At 71.3% G+C, this 17070-nt stretch carries 14 protein-coding genes; 9 read left to right on the forward strand and 5 right to left on the reverse strand.

Annotated features, from left to right (window positions below):
- Positions 1–136: 136 nt before the first annotated feature.
- The 8 genes from ACZ7M3_RS19980 (at position 137) to ACZ7M3_RS20015 (ending at position 8066) form a co-directional block, all read left to right on the forward strand.
- Positions 137–1090 (forward strand): helix-turn-helix transcriptional regulator, encoded by a 954-nt coding sequence (locus ACZ7M3_RS19980; protein WP_472064839.1) that lies wholly within the window; start codon positions 137–139, stop codon positions 1088–1090.
- Positions 1091–1107: 17 nt separating this feature from the next.
- Entirely contained in the window at positions 1108–2124 is a 1017-nt protein-coding gene (locus ACZ7M3_RS19985; RefSeq protein WP_351303875.1) for a helix-turn-helix transcriptional regulator, read from the forward strand.
- A complete protein-coding gene (locus ACZ7M3_RS19990; RefSeq protein ID WP_472064841.1) occupies positions 2121–2498 on the forward strand; it encodes a hypothetical protein in 378 nt (125 codons plus the stop codon). Before ACZ7M3_RS19985 ends, ACZ7M3_RS19990 begins: the two co-directional genes overlap by 4 nt.
- A 10-nt stretch (positions 2499–2508) precedes the next feature.
- Complete coding sequence (locus ACZ7M3_RS19995) at positions 2509–2703, forward strand: hypothetical protein (RefSeq protein ID WP_101406110.1); 195 nt, start codon at positions 2509–2511, stop codon at positions 2701–2703.
- 259 nt (positions 2704–2962) lie between these two features.
- Entirely contained in the window at positions 2963–3247 is a 285-nt protein-coding gene (gene tatA / locus ACZ7M3_RS20000; RefSeq protein ID WP_054231175.1) for a Sec-independent protein translocase subunit TatA, read from the forward strand.
- A gap of 47 nt (positions 3248–3294) precedes the next feature.
- Positions 3295–4242: a twin-arginine translocase subunit TatC gene (tatC, locus tag ACZ7M3_RS20005; RefSeq protein ID WP_472064843.1), complete on the forward strand. Its 948-nt coding sequence runs from the start codon at positions 3295–3297 to the stop codon at positions 4240–4242.
- A 31-nt stretch (positions 4243–4273) separates the two neighbouring features.
- Entirely contained in the window at positions 4274–5164 is an 891-nt protein-coding gene (locus ACZ7M3_RS20010; protein ID WP_355308398.1) for a diacylglycerol kinase, read from the forward strand.
- A 40-nt stretch (positions 5165–5204) separates the two neighbouring features.
- Positions 5205–8066 carry a DEAD/DEAH box helicase gene (locus tag ACZ7M3_RS20015; RefSeq protein ID WP_472064845.1) on the forward strand — a complete coding sequence of 954 codons (2862 nt, stop codon included), beginning with the start codon at positions 5205–5207 and terminating at the stop codon, positions 8064–8066.
- A gap of 66 nt (positions 8067–8132) precedes the next feature.
- Here ACZ7M3_RS20015 and ACZ7M3_RS20020 read toward each other — a convergent pair whose 3' ends face one another.
- From ACZ7M3_RS20020 to ACZ7M3_RS20040, 5 genes are all read right to left on the reverse strand, one after another.
- Positions 8133–9059 (reverse strand): hypothetical protein, encoded by a 927-nt coding sequence (locus ACZ7M3_RS20020; RefSeq protein ID WP_472064847.1) that lies wholly within the window; start codon positions 9057–9059, stop codon positions 8133–8135.
- A gap of 169 nt (positions 9060–9228) precedes the next feature.
- Positions 9229–10890 carry an allophanate hydrolase gene (gene atzF, locus ACZ7M3_RS20025; protein WP_472064849.1) on the reverse strand — a complete coding sequence of 554 codons (1662 nt, stop codon included), beginning with the start codon at positions 10888–10890 and terminating at the stop codon, positions 9229–9231.
- A 103-nt stretch (positions 10891–10993) separates the two neighbouring features.
- Positions 10994–14509 (reverse strand): 5-oxoprolinase/urea amidolyase family protein, encoded by a 3516-nt coding sequence (locus ACZ7M3_RS20030; RefSeq protein WP_472064851.1) that lies wholly within the window; start codon positions 14507–14509, stop codon positions 10994–10996.
- Positions 14506–15111, reverse strand: a complete 606-nt coding sequence (locus ACZ7M3_RS20035; RefSeq protein ID WP_472064853.1) for an urea amidolyase associated protein UAAP2 — start codon at positions 15109–15111, stop codon at positions 14506–14508. Before ACZ7M3_RS20035 ends, ACZ7M3_RS20030 begins: the two co-directional genes overlap by 4 nt.
- Positions 15108–15932, reverse strand: coding sequence for an urea amidolyase associated protein UAAP1 (locus tag ACZ7M3_RS20040; protein ID WP_472064855.1), 825 nt, complete (start codon positions 15930–15932; stop codon positions 15108–15110). The genes ACZ7M3_RS20035 and ACZ7M3_RS20040 overlap by 4 nt, the downstream gene beginning before the upstream one ends.
- 287 nt (positions 15933–16219) lie before the next feature.
- Between ACZ7M3_RS20040 and ACZ7M3_RS20045 the strand changes: the two genes are divergently transcribed.
- The gene (locus ACZ7M3_RS20045; RefSeq protein WP_060899895.1) at positions 16220–16846 is read left to right on the forward strand and encodes a TetR/AcrR family transcriptional regulator; all 627 of its coding nucleotides are present in this window, start codon (positions 16220–16222) and stop codon (positions 16844–16846) included.
- Positions 16847–17070 lie beyond the last annotated feature (224 nt).

Consider the following 17070-nt stretch of genomic DNA (forward strand, 5'->3'; position numbering starts at 1 on the left):
CTACGCTCTGTGATCGGGATTCGTCCGAAGCCGATCACCAGGGGCCCATGCCTGTCCGGGCATGGGCCCTCGGCTTTTGCCGGGGCACTCCGGAGCGGTACGGTCGTCGGTCGGAAGCACCATAGGAAGGGCGTCGATGGCCATTGCCAAGGCCGAGCGGCTGATGAACCTCGCGCTGTGTCTGCTCGGGACGCGGCGGCCGCTCAGCAAGCGCGAACTCCGCGAGTCCATCGAGGCCTATCTGGAAGCCGGGTCGGACGACTCCTTCAACCGGATGTTCGAGCGCGACAAGGACGATCTGCGCGAGCTGGGCCTGGTCATCGAGACGGTGGAGAACCTCGACGGCGAGGTCGGCTATCTCGCCCGCCGCGACAGCAACCGCCTGCCGCCCATCACCCTCGACGCCGAGGAGGCCGCCGCACTCGGCCTCGCCGCCAAGGTCTGGCAGCAGGCCCGGCTGGCCGGCGCGGCGAGCGGTGCGTTGCAGAAGCTGCGCGCCGCCGGGCTGCCCGAGGACTTCGACCCCTACGAGGCGCATGGCGCCCTCGAACCGCACATCCCCGTGCACGAGGCGGCCTTCGAGCCGCTGATGCTGGCCTGCCGCGACCGCCGTCCGGTCGTCTTCGACTACCGCAAGGCCACCGCCGCCCACCCCGAGACCCGGCAGGTCGAGCCGTGGGCGCTGGAGTGCTGGCGCGGCCACTGGTACCTGGCGGGCTGGGACCGCGACCGCGGCGCCGAGCGTGTCTTCAGGCTCTCCCGGATCACCGGCAGGGTCCGCTCCCGCGCCGGGCGCTACACCGCCGAGGTGCCCGACGTCGTCACCGTGCGGGAGACCGTGGCGAGCTGGGCGGGCGAGATCGCCGACCGCTCCGCGCTGATCCGGCTGCGCACCGGCTCCGGCTACCCGCTGCGGGCCAAAGCCGTCTCCGTACGGGAACTCGGCGGCGGCTGGGACGAGTTGGAGATTCCGTACGGGCACGGCCTGGACGCCTGGCTCGTCGAGTTCGGGCCCGACGTGGTGGTTCTGGAGCCCGCCGAGCTGCGGGCCGATGTAGTGGACCGGCTGCGCGCCGTGGCCAAGGGCTGAGGGGGAACGTAGAGAACGTGGCAGGAAAACCGGCCAGGCCCACGAACGCGATCGACCAGACCCGGCGGATGCTGTCCCTGGTGACCTATCTGCGCGAGCGCCCCGGCGCGCACGTCGGTGATGTCGCCCGGGCCTTCGGGATCACCGAGGACGAGCTGATCTCGGACCTCGACGTGCTGCCGCTGTGCGGGACCAGCTTCCGCGGCGGTGACCTCCTCGACATCGACACCGACGGCGACCGCATCTGGTGGCACAACCCCGACGACGTCGCCGAACCCCTCCGTATCGCCGCGGACGAGGCGACCGCGCTGCTGGTGGCCGCCCGCGCGGTCTCCACGCTGCCCGGCCTGCGCGAGGGTGACCGGCAGGCGCTGCTGCGCGCCACCGCCAAGGTGGAGGCCGCCTCGGGCGAGGCGGCGGGCGCCAGCTCCCGCCTCTCGGTGACCTTCGAGTCCGAGGGTGGGGTCTTCGCGGACGTCGACCGGGCGATCTCCGAGCGGCGCCGGCTGTGGATCCGCTACTACTCGCCCTCGCGTGACGAGCTCACCGAGCGCGAGATCGACCCGATCCGCCTGGTCAGCGTCGGGCACACGTACGTGGAGGCCTGGTGCCGCCGCTCCGAGGCGCGCCGCACCTTCCGGCTCGACCGGGTCGCCGAGATCCGCATCCTCGACGAGCCGTCCGCGCCGCCCGAGATCGAGCTGCGGGACCTGTCCGAGGGGCTGGTGCAGCCCGCGGCCGAGGATCCCGAGGTGGTCGTCGAGGTCGGGCCGGGCGGGCGCTGGGTCGCGGAGTACTACCCGCACGACAGTGCGGATGAGCTGCCGGAGGGCGGGCTGCGTATCACCTTGCGGACCCCCGACCCCGCGTCGCTGCGTCGGCTGGCGCTGCGCCTGGGCCGGGACGGCCGGATCGTGTCGCCGCCGGAGCTGGCGGACAGCGCCCGTGAGGCGGCTCGGGAGGCACTCGCGGCCTACGACGGGCTCGAGGGAGATCAGGACGGACCGTACGACAGGCAGGAGCAGGGGCTTTGACCACGTCGGCGATGTCGGGCGCGTCGGGGAATGCCGGTACCTCGCAGAGGGCCGGCGGGTCGGTGAAGGCGGGCGGCGCGGAGCGCGCCGGTGTGTCCTCGGGCGCGGCGGAGATGACGGTCGTCACCGCGTTCGCCGGTATGCGCAGAGTCGCCGACGTGCTGTTCAAGGCCGGCTGCCCCGACTGCCGGGCCGCTTTGGAGCTCAGGGCGAACGCCCTGCTGCTGGCCATCGGCGCCAGCAGCCGCACCACGTTCTACTCCTTCACCTGCACCGAGTGCGGCTCGGCCGTCCGCAAGCCCGCGGGCGAGCGCATCGTCGAACTCCTCACCGGTGGCGGGGTACGCACACTCCGCCTGCACTCCACGACTTAGGCTCGACCTCATGTTCTGGCCGATGTTCGCGATTGTTGTGGGTTTTCTTGGAATCGCCGTTCTCGGCGTCCTCGCTGTCCGTGTCTTCGTGGAAGCGGAACGTCTGGGGAGGCAGGTGACGGACTCCGCGCGCCGGATCAATCAGGCGGCCGACGACCTGGAGCGGGCGGCCGTCGGGGTCGCGCGCTCTGTGGATGCCGTATGACCTTCCGGGGATCCTGGTATGAGTCCGTCGAGGTATACGCAATGAGGCGTTTGAGCCTGTCGACTTGCCGGTGAGGGCGGGTACGCTTCTGATCGCGGTCCGGAGAACGAGGCGCGGGCCGCGAACTGGGAGTACGCACAGGGATTGCCCCGCGTTCACCCCTGAGCGTTACGATCGCTGTCATCACGACGTTCGGACACATGTCCGACCGATCGGACAGCACCCCGACCCAGCCGCCTCGGTGAGAAGGTAAAGACTTATGTTCGGAAGGCTCGGCGCTCCCGAGATCATTCTCATCCTCGTCGTCATCATCCTGCTGTTCGGCGCGAAGAAGCTTCCGGACATGGCGCGCTCCCTCGGCAAGTCCGCGCGCATCCTGAAGAGCGAGGCCAAGGCGATGAAGGACGAGGGCAGCACCCCCGCCCCGGCCGGTCCGCCCAGCACCGACGAGCAGACCCCGGCTCAGCGCACGATCCAGGCCGCGCCCGGCGACGTGACCAGCTCCCGCCCGGTCACCGAGCCGACGGACACGACCAAGCGCTGACGCAGGGCCGGACGCCTCCGGTCCGCCGCACGAGATGAGGACGTGGGTTGCTCAAGTCTGCCCGCAACAAGGAGAAGGCGGATCCCGAGGGACGGATGCCCCTCGCGGAGCACCTTCGTGAGCTCCGAAACCGGCTCGCGAAGGCCGTCCTGGCCATCGTCATCGTGACGATCGTCGCCGCCTTCTACTACAAGAACATCATCGAGTTCTTCACGAACCCGATTCTGGATGCGGTCGGATGCAAGTCCAGCTTCTCCGACTTGGCCCAGCAGCGGAGTGGTACCTGCGCGCGCATCGTGCTCAACGGTCTGCTGACGCCGTTCACGCTCGCGCTCAAGGTCTCGCTGATGGCCGGTGTGATCTTCTCGTCGCCGATCTGGCTGTATCAGCTGTGGGCCTTCATCGTTCCGGGTCTGCACCGGCACGAGAAGAAGTACGCGATGGCGTTCGTGGGTACGGGCTTCCCGCTGTTCCTGGGCGGCGCCTTCTTCGCGTACAAGACGCTGCCGACGATGGCGAGCGTGCTGCTCGGCTTCTCGCCCGCGGACCTCGACAACCAGCTGCCGCTCGACGACCTGCTCGACCTGATCGTCCGCATGGTGCTCGTGTTCGGTCTCTCCTTCGAGCTGCCCCTGCTCCTGGTCATGCTGAATCTGACCGGGGTGCTCACCGGTAAACGCATGCTCAGCTGGTGGCGCGGGATGATCATGGGCATCACGGTCTTCGCGGCCGTGGCCACCCCCAGCACCGACCCGCTGACCATGCTGGCGCTGGCCGGACCGATCTGGGTGCTGTACTTCGTGGCGACCGTCTTCTCGTTGTTCAACGACAGGCGCAAGCAGCGCCGCGAGGCTGAGGGTCCGGCGGACGACGAGGCCTCCGACCTGGACCTCACTCCCGACGACATCGGCGAGGTCGAGAGCGTGTCGACCAGTCGCGCGCTGCCCGGGCAGTCGAGCACGGACCGGGTCAACGGTTATGACGACGTGACCTGACGAAGCCCCGAGATCTCGTAGGGTCAGGGCCGTGACCAGCGAGATCACCCTTTTCGTCAACCCCACCGCGGGACGCGGCCGGGGCGCCCACGCGGCGCAGCCGGCCGCTTTCGCCTTGCGGGCGGCGGGATTCTCCGTCCGTACGGTCCTCGGGGAGAACGCCGAGGACGCCCTCACGCGCGCGCGTGCGGCCGTCGAGGGCGGCACCGGCGCCCTGATAGCCGTCGGGGGCGACGGCATGGCGAACCTCGCCCTCCAGGCCGTCGCCGGCACCCGCACCCCGCTCGGCCTGGTCGCCGCAGGCACCGGGAACGACTTCGCCCGTGCCCTCGGACTTCCGGTGCGCGACCCGGCGGCCGCGGCACGGCTGATCGCCGAGTCCCTCAAGGGGGCGCGGCTGCGCGACATCGACCTGGGCCGGGTGAACGGCACCTGGTTCGCCACCGTCCTCGCCTCCGGCTTCGACTCCCGGGTCAACGATCGCGGCAATCGCATGCGGTGGCCGGTCGGTCGCTTCAAGTACGACCTCGCCATGCTCGCCGAACTGGCCGCCCTCAGGCCCCTCCCGTACCGGATCACCCTGGACGACGGCGAGGTCCGGGAGATCGGGGCGACCCTCGTGGCGGTCGGCAACGGATCGTCGTACGGCGGTGGGATGAGGATCTGCGCGGACGCCGACCTGGAGGACGGGCTGTTCGACGTCACGGTCGTCGGGGAGTGCAGCCGTACGACCCTGCTCAAGGTGTTCCCCAGGGTCTACCGGGGCACCCACCTCGACCACCCCGTCGTCACCGTGTACCGGGCCGCCAAGGTCGAGCTCGTCGCAGAGGGTGTCACCGCGTACGCGGACGGAGAGCCGCTGGGGCCGCTGCCGCTCACGGCGGAGTGCGTGCCCGCTGCGGTGCGCGTGGCAATTCCCTGAGCTGCGGGAATCCGGGGTTTGAGATAAGCAGATCCGGATATTGATCGTCATGTTGTCAGTGGCTGCCGGTAGTCTCGAAAGCACGATGACAGAGGACCTCTCACCGGCCGAGCGGTATGCGGCAGCACGGAAGCGCGCTGTCGAGCAGGCCACCGCGCTCGCCTCCTTCCGCGAGATGTACGACTTCGGCCTCGACCCCTACCAGATCGAGGCCTGCCAGGCGCTCGAAGCGGGCAAGGGTGTGCTCGTGGCCGCGCCCACCGGCTCGGGCAAGACGGTTGTCGGCGAGTTCGCCGTCCACCTCGCCCTCCAGCAGGGCAAGAAGTGCTTCTACACCACGCCGATCAAGGCGCTCTCGAACCAGAAGTACGCCGATCTGTGCCGCCGTTACGGCGCGGACAAGGTCGGCCTGCTCACCGGCGACAACAGCGTCAACTCCGATGCCCCGGTGGTCGTCATGACCACCGAGGTGCTGCGCAACATGCTGTACGCGGGCTCCCAGACCCTCCTCGGCCTCGGCTATGTGGTCATGGACGAGGTGCACTACCTGTCCGACCGCTTCCGCGGCGCCGTCTGGGAGGAAGTGATCATCCACCTCCCCGAGTCGGTGACCCTGGTGTCACTCTCGGCGACCGTGTCGAACGCGGAGGAGTTCGGCGACTGGCTGGACACCGTGCGCGGCCACACCGAGGTGATCGTCTCCGAGCACCGGCCCGTCCCGCTGTTCCAGCACGTGCTGGCCGGGCGCCGGATGTACGACCTCTTCGAGGAGGGCGAGGGCAACAAGAAGGCGGTCAACCCCGACCTCACCCGCCTGGCCCGGATGGAGGCCAGCCGTCCGTCGTTCCAGGACCGCAGACGCGGCCGCGCCATGCGCGAGGCCGACCGCGAGCGCGAGCGCCGGCAGCGCTCGCGGATCTGGACACCGGGCCGCCCCGAGGTCATCGAACGGCTCGACGCCGAGAGCCTGCTGCCCGCGATCACGTTCATCTTCAGCCGCGCCGCCTGCGAGGCCGCCGTCCAGCAGTGCCTGTACGCGGGCCTCAGGCTGAACGACGAGGAGGCGCGCGCGAAGGTCCGCGAGATCGTCGAGGAGCGCACCGCGTCCATCCCCTCCGAGGACCTGCACGTCCTGGGCTACTACGAGTGGCTGGAGGGCCTGGAGCGCGGCATCGCGGCGCACCACGCGGGCATGCTGCCCACGTTCAAGGAGGTCGTCGAGGAACTCTTCGTACGCGGCCTGGTGAAGGCCGTGTTCGCGACCGAGACCCTGGCACTGGGCATCAACATGCCCGCCCGCTCGGTGGTGTTGGAGAAGCTCGTCAAGTGGAACGGCGAGCAGCACGCCGACATCACACCCGGCGAGTACACCCAGCTCACCGGTCGTGCCGGGCGTCGCGGCATCGATGTCGAGGGCCACGCCGTCGTGCTGTGGCAGCGCGGCTTCAGCCCCGACCACCTGGCGGGACTCGCGGGCACCCGCACCTACCCGCTGCGCTCCAGCTTCAAGCCGTCGTACAACATGGCCGTGAACCTGGTCGAGCAGTTCGGCCGGCACCGCTCGCGCGAGCTGCTGGAGACGTCCTTCGCGCAGTTCCAGGCCGACAAGTCGGTCGTCGGGATCTCCCGGCAGGTGCAGCGCAACGAGGAGGGTCTTGAGGGCTACAAGGAGTCCATGACCTGCCACCTCGGGGACTTCGACGAGTACGCGCGACTGCGCCGCGAACTCAAGGACCGCGAGACGGAGCTCGCCAAGCAGGGCGCGGCGCAGCGGCGCGCCGAGGCGGCCGTGGCGCTGGAGAAGCTCAAGCCCGGCGACATCATCCATGTCCCGACCGGCAAGTTCGCGGGCCTGGCGCTGGTCCTCGACCCGGGGCTGCCCGCGGGCCGGTCCAACGGCCACCGCGGCTTCGAGCACCACGACGGACCGCGCCCGCTGGTCCTCACCGCCGAGCGCCAGGTGAAGCGACTGGCCTCGATGGACTTCCCGGTGCCGGTCGAGGCGCTGGAGCGGATGCGCATCCCGAAGTCCTTCAACCCGCGCTCCCCGCAGTCCCGGCGCGACCTCGCCTCCGCGCTGCGCACCAAGGCCGGGCACATCGTCCCCGACCGGCTGCGCAAGCGTCGTTCCGAGGCCGCCGACGACCGTGAGATCGCCCGGCTGCGCACCGCGATCCGCGCCCACCCCTGCCACGGGTGCAACGACCGTGAGGACCACGCCCGTTGGGCCGAGCGCTACCACCGGCTGCTGCGCGACACCAAGCAGTTGGAGAACCGCATCGAGGGCCGGACGAACACCATCGCCCGCACCTTCGACCGGATCGTCGCCCTCCTCACCGAGCTGGACTACCTGCGCGGCGACGAGGCCACGGAGCACGGCAGACGACTCGCCCGGCTGTACGGCGAACTCGACCTGCTGGCCAGCGAATGCCTGCGCGCCGGGGTCTGGGAAGATCTCGACCCGGCCGAACTCGCGGCCTGTGTCTCGGCGTTGGTGTACGAGTCGCGGGTCGGTGACGACGCGATGGCGCCGAAGCTGCCGTCCGGCAGGGCCAAGGCGGCGCTCGGCGAGATGGTCCGTATCTGGGGCCGTCTCGACGCGCTGGAGGAGGACTTCCGGATCACCCAGTCCGAGGGCGTGGGCCAGCGCGAGCCGGACCTCGGCTTCGCCTGGGCGGCCTACGAGTGGGCTTCCGGCAAGGGCCTCGACGAGGTGCTGCGCGAGGCGGAGATGCCGGCCGGTGACTTCGTCCGCTGGTGCAAGCAGGTCATCGACGTGCTGGGCCAGATCTCGGCCGCCGCGCCGGTCTCCGGCGGCGAGAGGTCGACGGTCGCGAAGAACGCGCGCAAGGCGGTCGACGGTCTGCTGCGCGGAGTGGTCGCCTACTCGTCGGTGGGCTGAGCCGAGCCGGTGGCCCGGGTGCTCGTGGTGCGCCGCCTCCCTGCCGGGGGGCGGCGCACCTTCTTGTCAGCTCCAGCTCGGTGAGGACTCGTGCGGCCCCTCATGAGGCACGGGGCGGCCGGTGTGGGCGTCCAGGAGGATACGGTCGCCGAGCGGGCGTGTCAGCGTCACCGTCACCCTCGCGCGGATCATCTCAGCGGTGCAGGCACCTTTCCGCACTCCGAGGACGGACGCGGACAGCACCACGTCGGTCCCGGTCTCCAGCACGTGCACGGCGGGCCCGGAGTCGCAGGCTCCGTGGTCGGCCAGGACCGTGACGATCCGGCCGTCGCCGGCCACCTCGACGAGTCGGTCGAGCGGGACCAGGGTGCCGGCGGGGACATCCCGGCTCGGTCCGATCGGTGATTCGGGGAGCTTCGAGGGGCCGACGGCAGCGCGCTTGAGCGGAGTGTCGTAGCCCTCCAGGGTGAACAGCCAGGCAGGGACGGTCGCCGGGCCCCGGCTGGTGGACAGGGTCATCTCGCCCGGCTTCGCCCCGGTCACGGTCAGGTGCGGGCCGTCGTTCCCGCCGCGTGCCACCCTCTCGTAGGCCTCGCGCGCCTCCATCAGCGGCACGGTGAGGGAGCCTCCGCTCTTCCACCTCACCTCCCCGTCCCTCCGCGGGAGTGCCGGAAGGGTGCCGCGCAGCGCGAAGTTCTGGGTGGTGAAGGCCCGCTGGTCGGCTTTGCTGCGCAGGCCGCCCTCGGGCAGCTGGACCGCGTCCGCCATCGGGTAGTAGCCCTTGTGCCACTGCCGAGCGGCCTCGGACCCGTCCCAGGCGTCGGCGACCTGTCGGGCGCGGGTCTTCGCCTGCGGTTCCTGACGGGTGCCGGGGGCCTTCACCCCGTTGCCGGCGGCCTTTTCGCTGCCGCACCCCGTGACGGCACCTGCTCCGGCGCTCAGGAGGGCGAGGGTGACGAGCAGATGGGCGATGCGGGTGGTCTTGGACTGCATGGGTCCCCCGGGGGCCGGCGCTGACGAACGGAAGGCGAGGTGCGGCGCGAAGCTCGTGCCACGCCTGTGACGCCCCGGCCCCGGGGCACGTTCGGCCCGCGTCCGTCTTCGCGATGCTTGTTGCCGCATCGTGACTCGTCGGCCTTCCGGCCCGACCACGGCCGTGAGGTCAGGCGCGGGTCCGGAGGTAGCCGCGCCAGCCGCCGTACTCCGTGATGTCCTCGGCGCCTTCGAGCGCCGCGGGCTCGCACAGGAAGCCGGGCACGTGGGTGCCGTCGGCCAGTTCGACCCGGCCCAGTGCCATCGGCCGGGGCAGGTCGGCGAGCAGTCGGCCGAGGCCCGCCGCGGGCAGTCGCCACACCTCGGCCTCGATGCCGGCTCCGGCGCCCTCGCCGACGTGGACCAGGCCCGGCTTGGGCGGGGTGGTGGACAGTGCGCGCAGACGGTAGGCGGGTGCCGTCGTGGTCGTACGTTCCCACTCCGCGCCCAGGGAGAGGAGCTGGGGGTTCAGCGGCTGGCCGGAGAGGTGGGCGCCGACCACCGCGATCCGCAAGCCAGGCTGGAGCAGCGCGGCGATCCGGGCGAGGCGTTCGTCGGTGAACGCCGGGCCGATCAGCATCACGCCGAAGGGCAGAGCGGCGGGCGTGAGACCGGCCGGGACGGCGACCGCCGCCAGGTCGAAGAGGTTCGTGGAGTTGGTGAAGCGGCCCAGCCGGGCGTTGGTGCCGAGCGGGTCGGCGGCGACCTCCGCGAGTGTGGGGTGGCCCGGTGCGGTCGGCAGCAACAGGGCGTCCGCGTCGCCGAGTTCGGCGAGGGCCCGGGTGCGCAGGGCCGCCAGCCGGGCCTGGTCGGCGAAGAGCAGGTGGGCCGGGATGTCCCGGGCGCGGGTGATGATCCCGGCGACGGTCGGGTCGAGACCCGCACCTCCCTCGCTGATCAATTTGTCGACAAAGCTTCCCACCGCCGTGTAGCGCTCGGCGACGAAGGCGCCCTCGTAGAGCATCGCCGCCGCTTCGGTGAACGGGGTGAGGTCGAGCGTGCGCACCTCGGCCCCGGCCGCGACGAGCTGCTCCACGGCGGCCTCGTACGCCTCGGCCCAGCCCTCGTCGAGTTCCCCGAGCTGTGCCGTCGGAGGGACGGCGACGCGCCAGGGGCCGGGGGCCCGCTGGGGGAGTGCGGGGAGTTCGCGTCCGGCGGGGGACGCCAGGTGCGCGAGGGCCTGCTCGGCCTCCGGGAGCGTACGGGCGAAGACGGTCACGCAGTCGAGCGAGGCGCAGGCCGGGACGACGCCGGTGGTCGGGACCAGGCCGCGGGTGGGCTTGAGGCCGACGATGCCGTTGAAGGCGGCGGGGACGCGTCCGGAGCCGGCCGTGTCGGTGCCGAGGGCGAGGTCGACGATGCCGAGGGCCACGGCCACGGCCGATCCCGAGCTGGAGCCGCCGCTGATCCTGGCCGGGTCCAGGGCGCCTCGTACGGCGCCGTGCGGGGAGCGGGTGCCGACGAGGCCGGTGGCGAACTGGTCGAGGTTCGTGGTGCCGAGGACGAGTGCGCCGGCTGCGCGGAGGCGGGCGACCGCGGGGGCGTCGCCCTCCGGGGTGTACGCGTAGGCCGGGCAGCCTGCGGTGGTCTGCAGGCCGGCCACGTCGATGTTGCCCTTCGCGGCGAGGAGCTTGCCGGCGAGGGGGAGGTGTTCGCCTGCGGCGAGGCGGGCGTCGATGGCCTGCGCCTCCTTCTCGACCTCCGGCTGGGGGCGGAGGTCGATCCAGATCTCGGGGCGGTCGACGGTTTCGATGCGGGCGTAGGCCGACTGGACTCGGGTCAGGACGGACATGGGTGCTCCTTGTTCTATGGCTGCCCACAGGCCACGGCGGGGTGTCGAGGCGCCGTTGGAATCACTTGCGTGTAACGCCTGCCCACAGGCCACGGGCCTGTTTTCAGCTCACCGGTGCCAGGACCACCAGTGCTGTGCCCGCTTCCACCTGGGCGCCGGGCCTGGTGAGGACTTGTTGGACCACTCCGTCCATCGGGGCGGGCACCCTGGACTCCATCTTCATCGCCTCCAGCGCCAGCAGGGGCTGGCCGGTCGTCACCCGGTCGCCCGGCTTGACGTTCAGCTGCCACACGGAGGCCGCGAACTCGGCCTCGATCAGACGGCCACCCGAGGGGACGGTCACCTCGGCCGCGGGCGCCGCGGGCGCGGACGCGGCGTCCGCTCGGTCGAACTCGCCCGCCGCCTCCCAGGCGTCCCGCTCGGCGGAGAACGCGGCGCCCTGCCCGGCCCGGAACTCCGCGATGGAAGCGGCGTGGGTGGCGAGGAAGGCCTCGTACTCGGCGAGTGAGAAGACACCCTCCTCGATCCGGGGCACGAAACGGCCCGAGACGATGTCGGCGCGCAGGTCGAGGAGTTCGTCGGGCTCGACGGCGTACCACTTGATGCGGTCGAAGAAGCGCAGCAGCCAGGGCGAGCCCGGCTCGAACGCGCCGCGCTGCTGCCACCCCGACCACACCTGGGTCGTACGGCCCACGAACTGGTAACCGCCGGGGCCCTCCATGCCGTAGACGCACAGGTAGGCGCCGCCGATGCCGACCGAGTTCTCGGCGGTCCAGGTGCGCGCCGGGTTGTATTTGGTGGTCACCAGGCGGTGGCGCGGGTCCAGCGGGGTGGCCACCGGTGCGCCGAGGTAGACGTCGCCCAGGCCCAGGACGAGGTACTCCGCGTCGAACACCGTGCGGTACACGTCGTCCACCGAGTCCAGGCCGTTCACGCGGCGGATGAACTCGATGTTCCACGGGCACCAGGGCGCGTCGTCGCGGACGCCCGCCATGTAGCGGGCGATCGCCTCGCGGGTCGCGGGGTCGTCCCAGGAGAGGGGGAGGTGCACCGTGCGGGAGGGGACGACGAGCTGGTCGCTCGGAGGGAGCGTGCGGACCGTCTCCCGCACCAGGGCGAGGAGTTCGCGTTGCGGAAGCCTGCCGGGGTCCGTCTGGATCTGCAGGGAGCGGATGCCGGGGGTCAGGTCCGTGACGCCGTCGAGCGCGGCCTCGGCCACGGCTTCCATCAGGGCGTGGACCCTCATGCGCAGCGCCAGGTCCAGTTGCATGGGCCCGAATTCGACCAGCAGGTTGTCGTCGCCGCTGCGGCGGTACGTCACGTCGCCGTCCCGCGCGAGCACCCCGCCGTCGACGATCGCGGGCCGCCGCGAGCCGTCGTCGGCCAGCGGTGCGAAGCGCACGATGTCACCGGGGCGGAACTGGCCGAGCTTCCAGCGCTCCGTGCTGACGACCGTCGCCGGGCAGACGAAGCCGCCGAGCGAGGGGCCGTCCGGGCCGAGCAGAACCGGCATGTCGCCGGTGTAGTCGACGGCGCCCACCGAGTACGGCGTGTCGTGGATGTTGGACGGGTGCAGGCCCGCCTCGCCGCCGTCCGTGCGCGCCCAGCGGGGCTTCGGGCCGACCAGCCGTACGCCCGTGCGCGCCGAGTTGAAGTGGACCTTCCAGTCGGCGGCGTAGAAGTCGTGGATGTCGTCCTCGGTGAAGAACTCCGGTGCGGCGTGCGGGCCTTCGAGCGCGCCGACCCGCCAGGTGGAGGAGAACGCGGGACGGTCGCCGACCGGTACCGGCGCCCCGTGATCCGTCGCCGAGCCGCCGTGCAGTACGTCGCCCGTGCGCAGGGCGCGGCCTCCGTGCCCGCCGAACCGGCCCAGCGTGAACGTGGACGCGCTGCCGAGGAACGCTGGTACGTCCAGGCCCCCGCCGGCGAAGAGCACGTAGGTGCGCAGGCCGTGTTCGGTGGGGGAGCCGACCTCCAGCAGGGCCCCCGCCGGTACCGTCACCGGCTCCCACTGCGCGACCGTCGCACCGTCCACGGTGACCCGCGCCGGTGCGCCCGTGACGCAGACCGTCGTGGCATGGGTGAAGCGCAGGGTCGGCCCCTGGAGGGTGCACTCCAGACCGGGTGCCCCCTCGTGGTTGCCGAGGGCGCGGTTGCCGAGCCGGAAGGAGAGGTCGTCCATCGGACCGCACGGGGGCACGCCCACCTGCCAGTAGCCGGTGCGGCCCGGCCAGTCCTGGACCGTGGTGAGGGTCCCGCCGGAGACGACCGCGATGCGCTGCGTGGGATCGCTGACTTCGGCCAGCGTCGCCGTCGAGTGCGTCGCCCGCCGGAAGGACGGTTCGGCGAGCGCGGCCCGCACCAGCCCCAGGTTCGTCTCGATACCGTCCACCCGGGTCCTGGCCAGCGCCTCGTCGAGGCGTTCCAGCGCGTGCGCCCGGTCCGAGCCGTACGCGATGACCTTCGCGAGCATCGGGTCGTACGACGTGGTCACCTCGGTGCCCGTCTCCACCCAGCCGTCCACGCGGACGCCGCCGGGGAACTCGACCCGCGTGAGCAGACCCGCGCTCGGCCGGTGGTCGCGCGAGGGGTCCTCGGCGTACACCCGGGCCTCGACGGCGTGACCGCGCGGCGCCCCCGGATCGCGTACGACCTCCGACTCCCCGCGCGCGAGCCGCAGCATCCAGGCGACGAGGTCGACGCCGTAGATCTCCTCGGTGACCGGATGCTCCACCTGGAGGCGGGTGTTGACCTCCAGGAAGTAGGCCTCCTCGCGGGCGGCGTCGTAGACGAACTCGACGGTTCCGGCCGATCGATATCCGACAGCGGCGCACAAGTCCCGTGCGCAGGAGGCGAGTCGAGCGCGGACGGCGGACGGCAGGCCCGGTGCCGGGGCCTCCTCCAGCACCTTCTGGTTGCGACGCTGGAGCGAGCAGTCGCGGTCGCCGAAGGTGACGACCCGGCCCCGACCGTCGCCGAAAACCTGTACCTCGACATGGCGGGCGTGCTCCACCAGCCGCTCCAGGAAGACCCCGGCGGAGGAGAAGGAGGCCGCGGCGACGCGTTGCACCCGCTCCCACGCCTCGGTCAGTTCATCGGCGGAGCGACATGCCGACATACCGATGCCGCCACCACCGCCGGTGGCCTTCAGCATGACGGGATAGCCGATGCGGGCGGCCGCCTCCAAAGCCTCCGTGAGGCCGGGGAGAAGTCCCGTGCCGGGCGCCAACGGCACCCCGGCCGCCTCCGCCGCCGCCCGCGCCGTGTGCTTCGCCCCGAACAGCTCCAGCTGCTCCGGCGTCGGACCCACGAACACGATCCCGGCGTCCTCGCAGCGCCGCGCGAAGGCCGCGTCCTCGGACAGGAAGCCGTACCCGGGGTGGATCGCCCCGGCCCCGGTGTCCTTGGCCGCCTTCAGGACGAGGTCGGCGTCGAGATACGACTCCTTCGCGGGCGCGGGCCCCAGCCGTACCGCCTCGTCGGCGAGCCGGACGTGGGGTGCGCTGCGGTCGGCGTCGGAGTACACGGCGACCGTGCGCAGGCCGAGTTCGCGGGCCGTGCGGATGATCCGTACCGCGATCTCGCCGCGGTTGGCGACCAGCAGGGTGTCGAAGGTCATCCCGTCGCCCCGCTCGCCTCGATGGTCATCTCCACCGCGGTCGGCTCGAAGCCGTTGCAGGGGTTGTTGATCTGGGGGCAGTTGGAGACCAGCACGAGGACGTCGCACTCGGCGCGCAGGGTCAGCGTGAGCCCCGGGGCCGAGATGCCGTCGACGATGCCGAGGGTGCCGTCCTTCTCGACCGGCACGTTCATGTACCAGTTGATGTTCGAGACGAGGTCGCGCTTGCCGAGGCCGTACTTGGCGCCCTCCGAGAGGAAGTTGTCCACGCAGGCGTGCTGGGACCAGGTGTGGTGGCCGTACCGCAGGGTGTTCGACTCCTTGGAGCAGGCGCCGCCGACCGTGTCGTGCCGGCCGACCTCGTCCGCGACCACGGTCATCAGCGGGGTGTGCTCGTTGGACATCAGCACGCTGCCGGTGGTGAGGAAGAGGTTGCCCTGCGCGTGGATCGTGTCGGGCGCGCTGTAGCGGACGGCCGTGTCGTGGGCGTCGTACACCAGGAAGTCGACGGCCTGGTTACCGTGCAGGTCGGTGACGGTGAGAGTCTCTCCGGTGCGGACGACGGCGGACCAGGCGGCCCGGGCCATAACCACGGTCTTCATGCGATCCCCCTCGCGGCAAGGAACTCGGCGGTGTTCAGGAAGGCGCGGCGGCCCTCGGGTGTGGCCTCCCACAGCGGGTCGCCGGGCGCGGTCGCGGCCGCGCGCCAGGCGAGGACCTCCAGGGGAGTGCTGACGTACTCCGTACGGGGGTCGGCGGGGTGCGGCACGTTCGCGATCAGCACGGTCACGTCCTGTTCGGCGCGGAGCGTCACGCTGCCGCCGGGGCCCGCCGAACCGGTGAAGTCCAGCGAGCCGTCGTCACGGACCTCCACGCCCTGGAAGAAGGAGAGCGAGGGCGGCAGGTCGCGGGGTTCGAGGCCGTTCTTGGCGGCGGCCAGCTTGAACAGTTCGCGGCCGGCGGGGGAGGCGGACTGCGGGGTTCCGTCGCCGTAGCGCTGAGTGTTGCGTACGAGGGTGGAGGTGCCGCAGAGCGTGTCGTGGCGGCCGGAGGTGTCGGCGACCAGGGAGGCGAGGACGCGGCCCTGGTCGGAGAGGAGCAGCTGCCCCTCGTCGAGGTAGGCGTTCCACTGGACCTTGACCGTGTCCGCCACGTTCAGACGTTCCCAGGGGCGGTCGGCGGCGTACAGGAGCAGGTGTGCGCAGGCGTCGCCCCTGAGGTCGGTGAGCCTGAGTTCCGTGCCGCGGGCCAGCACCTTGTGCGTGTAGTTGCCGGCCGCCACCGTCTCCGCCCACACCAGGTGGCCCGCCTCGCAGGGGGGCGCGGGCCAGGCGCTCGCCGGGACGACGGGCATGGCCTCCGTGCGGGAGCCCTCTTGTGCCCGGGCGTGGGCACGGGCTCCGTAAGTGGTCGCTGTCGCCATCGCGAGTCCTCCGGCTCCTGGGTGGTTTCTGTCGCTCGACAGAAATTAGGGGCGGGGAGGGTCGGAGCCGTGTCCCGAGTGTTGCCGGACGGTTACCGACCCCTCACCGGACGCTCCGCGGGTTTGGCGGTACGGGGCGCTCCGCGGGTTCGAGGGTGCGGGGCGCTCCGCGGGTTCGAGGGTGCGGGTTGTGTGTGGCTGGGCGCGCAGTTCCTCGCGCCCCTGGTGGGTGGGCGCGCCGTTCCTTGCCCCGCTCGGGGCCGGTGTCGTGTGCGAGGATCGAACGCATGGGAAGTGGTGGTGGGCGACGGGTCGGGCGGCCCCGGGCTGCGCAGCGGCCGGACAGCGGGCTGTCGCCGCGGGACGAACTGCTCGACGCCGCCGCTGAGTTGTTCACGACGCGCGGGTACGCCGCGACGACCACCCGCGCCGTCGCCGAGCGGGCCGGGATGCGTCAGGCGTCGATGTACCACTACGTCTCCGGCAAGGAGGAGCTGCTCGCCGAGCTCCTGGAGTCGACCGTCACACCCTCGCTCGCCTTCGCCCGGGAGCTCCTCGCCGACGACGCGACCCCGCCCGAGAACCGGCTGTGGGAGTTGTGCCGCACCGACGTGGAGCTGCTCTGCGGAGGCCCGCACAACCTGGGCGGGCTGTATCTGCTGCCCGAGGTGCGCGCCGAGCGCTTCGCCGGCTTCCACGCCGTACGGGCCGAGTTGAAGGACACCTACCGACAGTTGCTGGCCGCGACCACGGCGGGTGGCGCGCTCGTCAAGAGTGAACTCGACCTGCGGACGGATCTGCTGTTCGGTCTCATCGAAGGGGTGATCCTCGTGCACCGGTCCGACCCCGAGCGGCCCGTGTCCGCCTTCGCCGAAGCAACCGCCGACGCGGCGCTGCGGATCGCCGGAATCTGACGTACCGCACTGTGGAGGTGCGGTTCTCGCATGCCCGTACGCCGCTACTCACCGTGTACGAACGAAGCCTGAGCGTGTAAATGGGCGAGAGTACTCCTGTCGTGCGGGCGATTTCAGGCGGTTGCTGAATATGACACGGCGATGATCCGGTCGGACTAAGCTCGCCCGCAGCGCACCGAGTTGAGATGTAATCGTGCGCTTGTTCCCAAAAGTTCCGAAGATTC

The sequence above is a fragment of the Streptomyces sp. NPDC111656 genome (assembly GCF_055656965.1).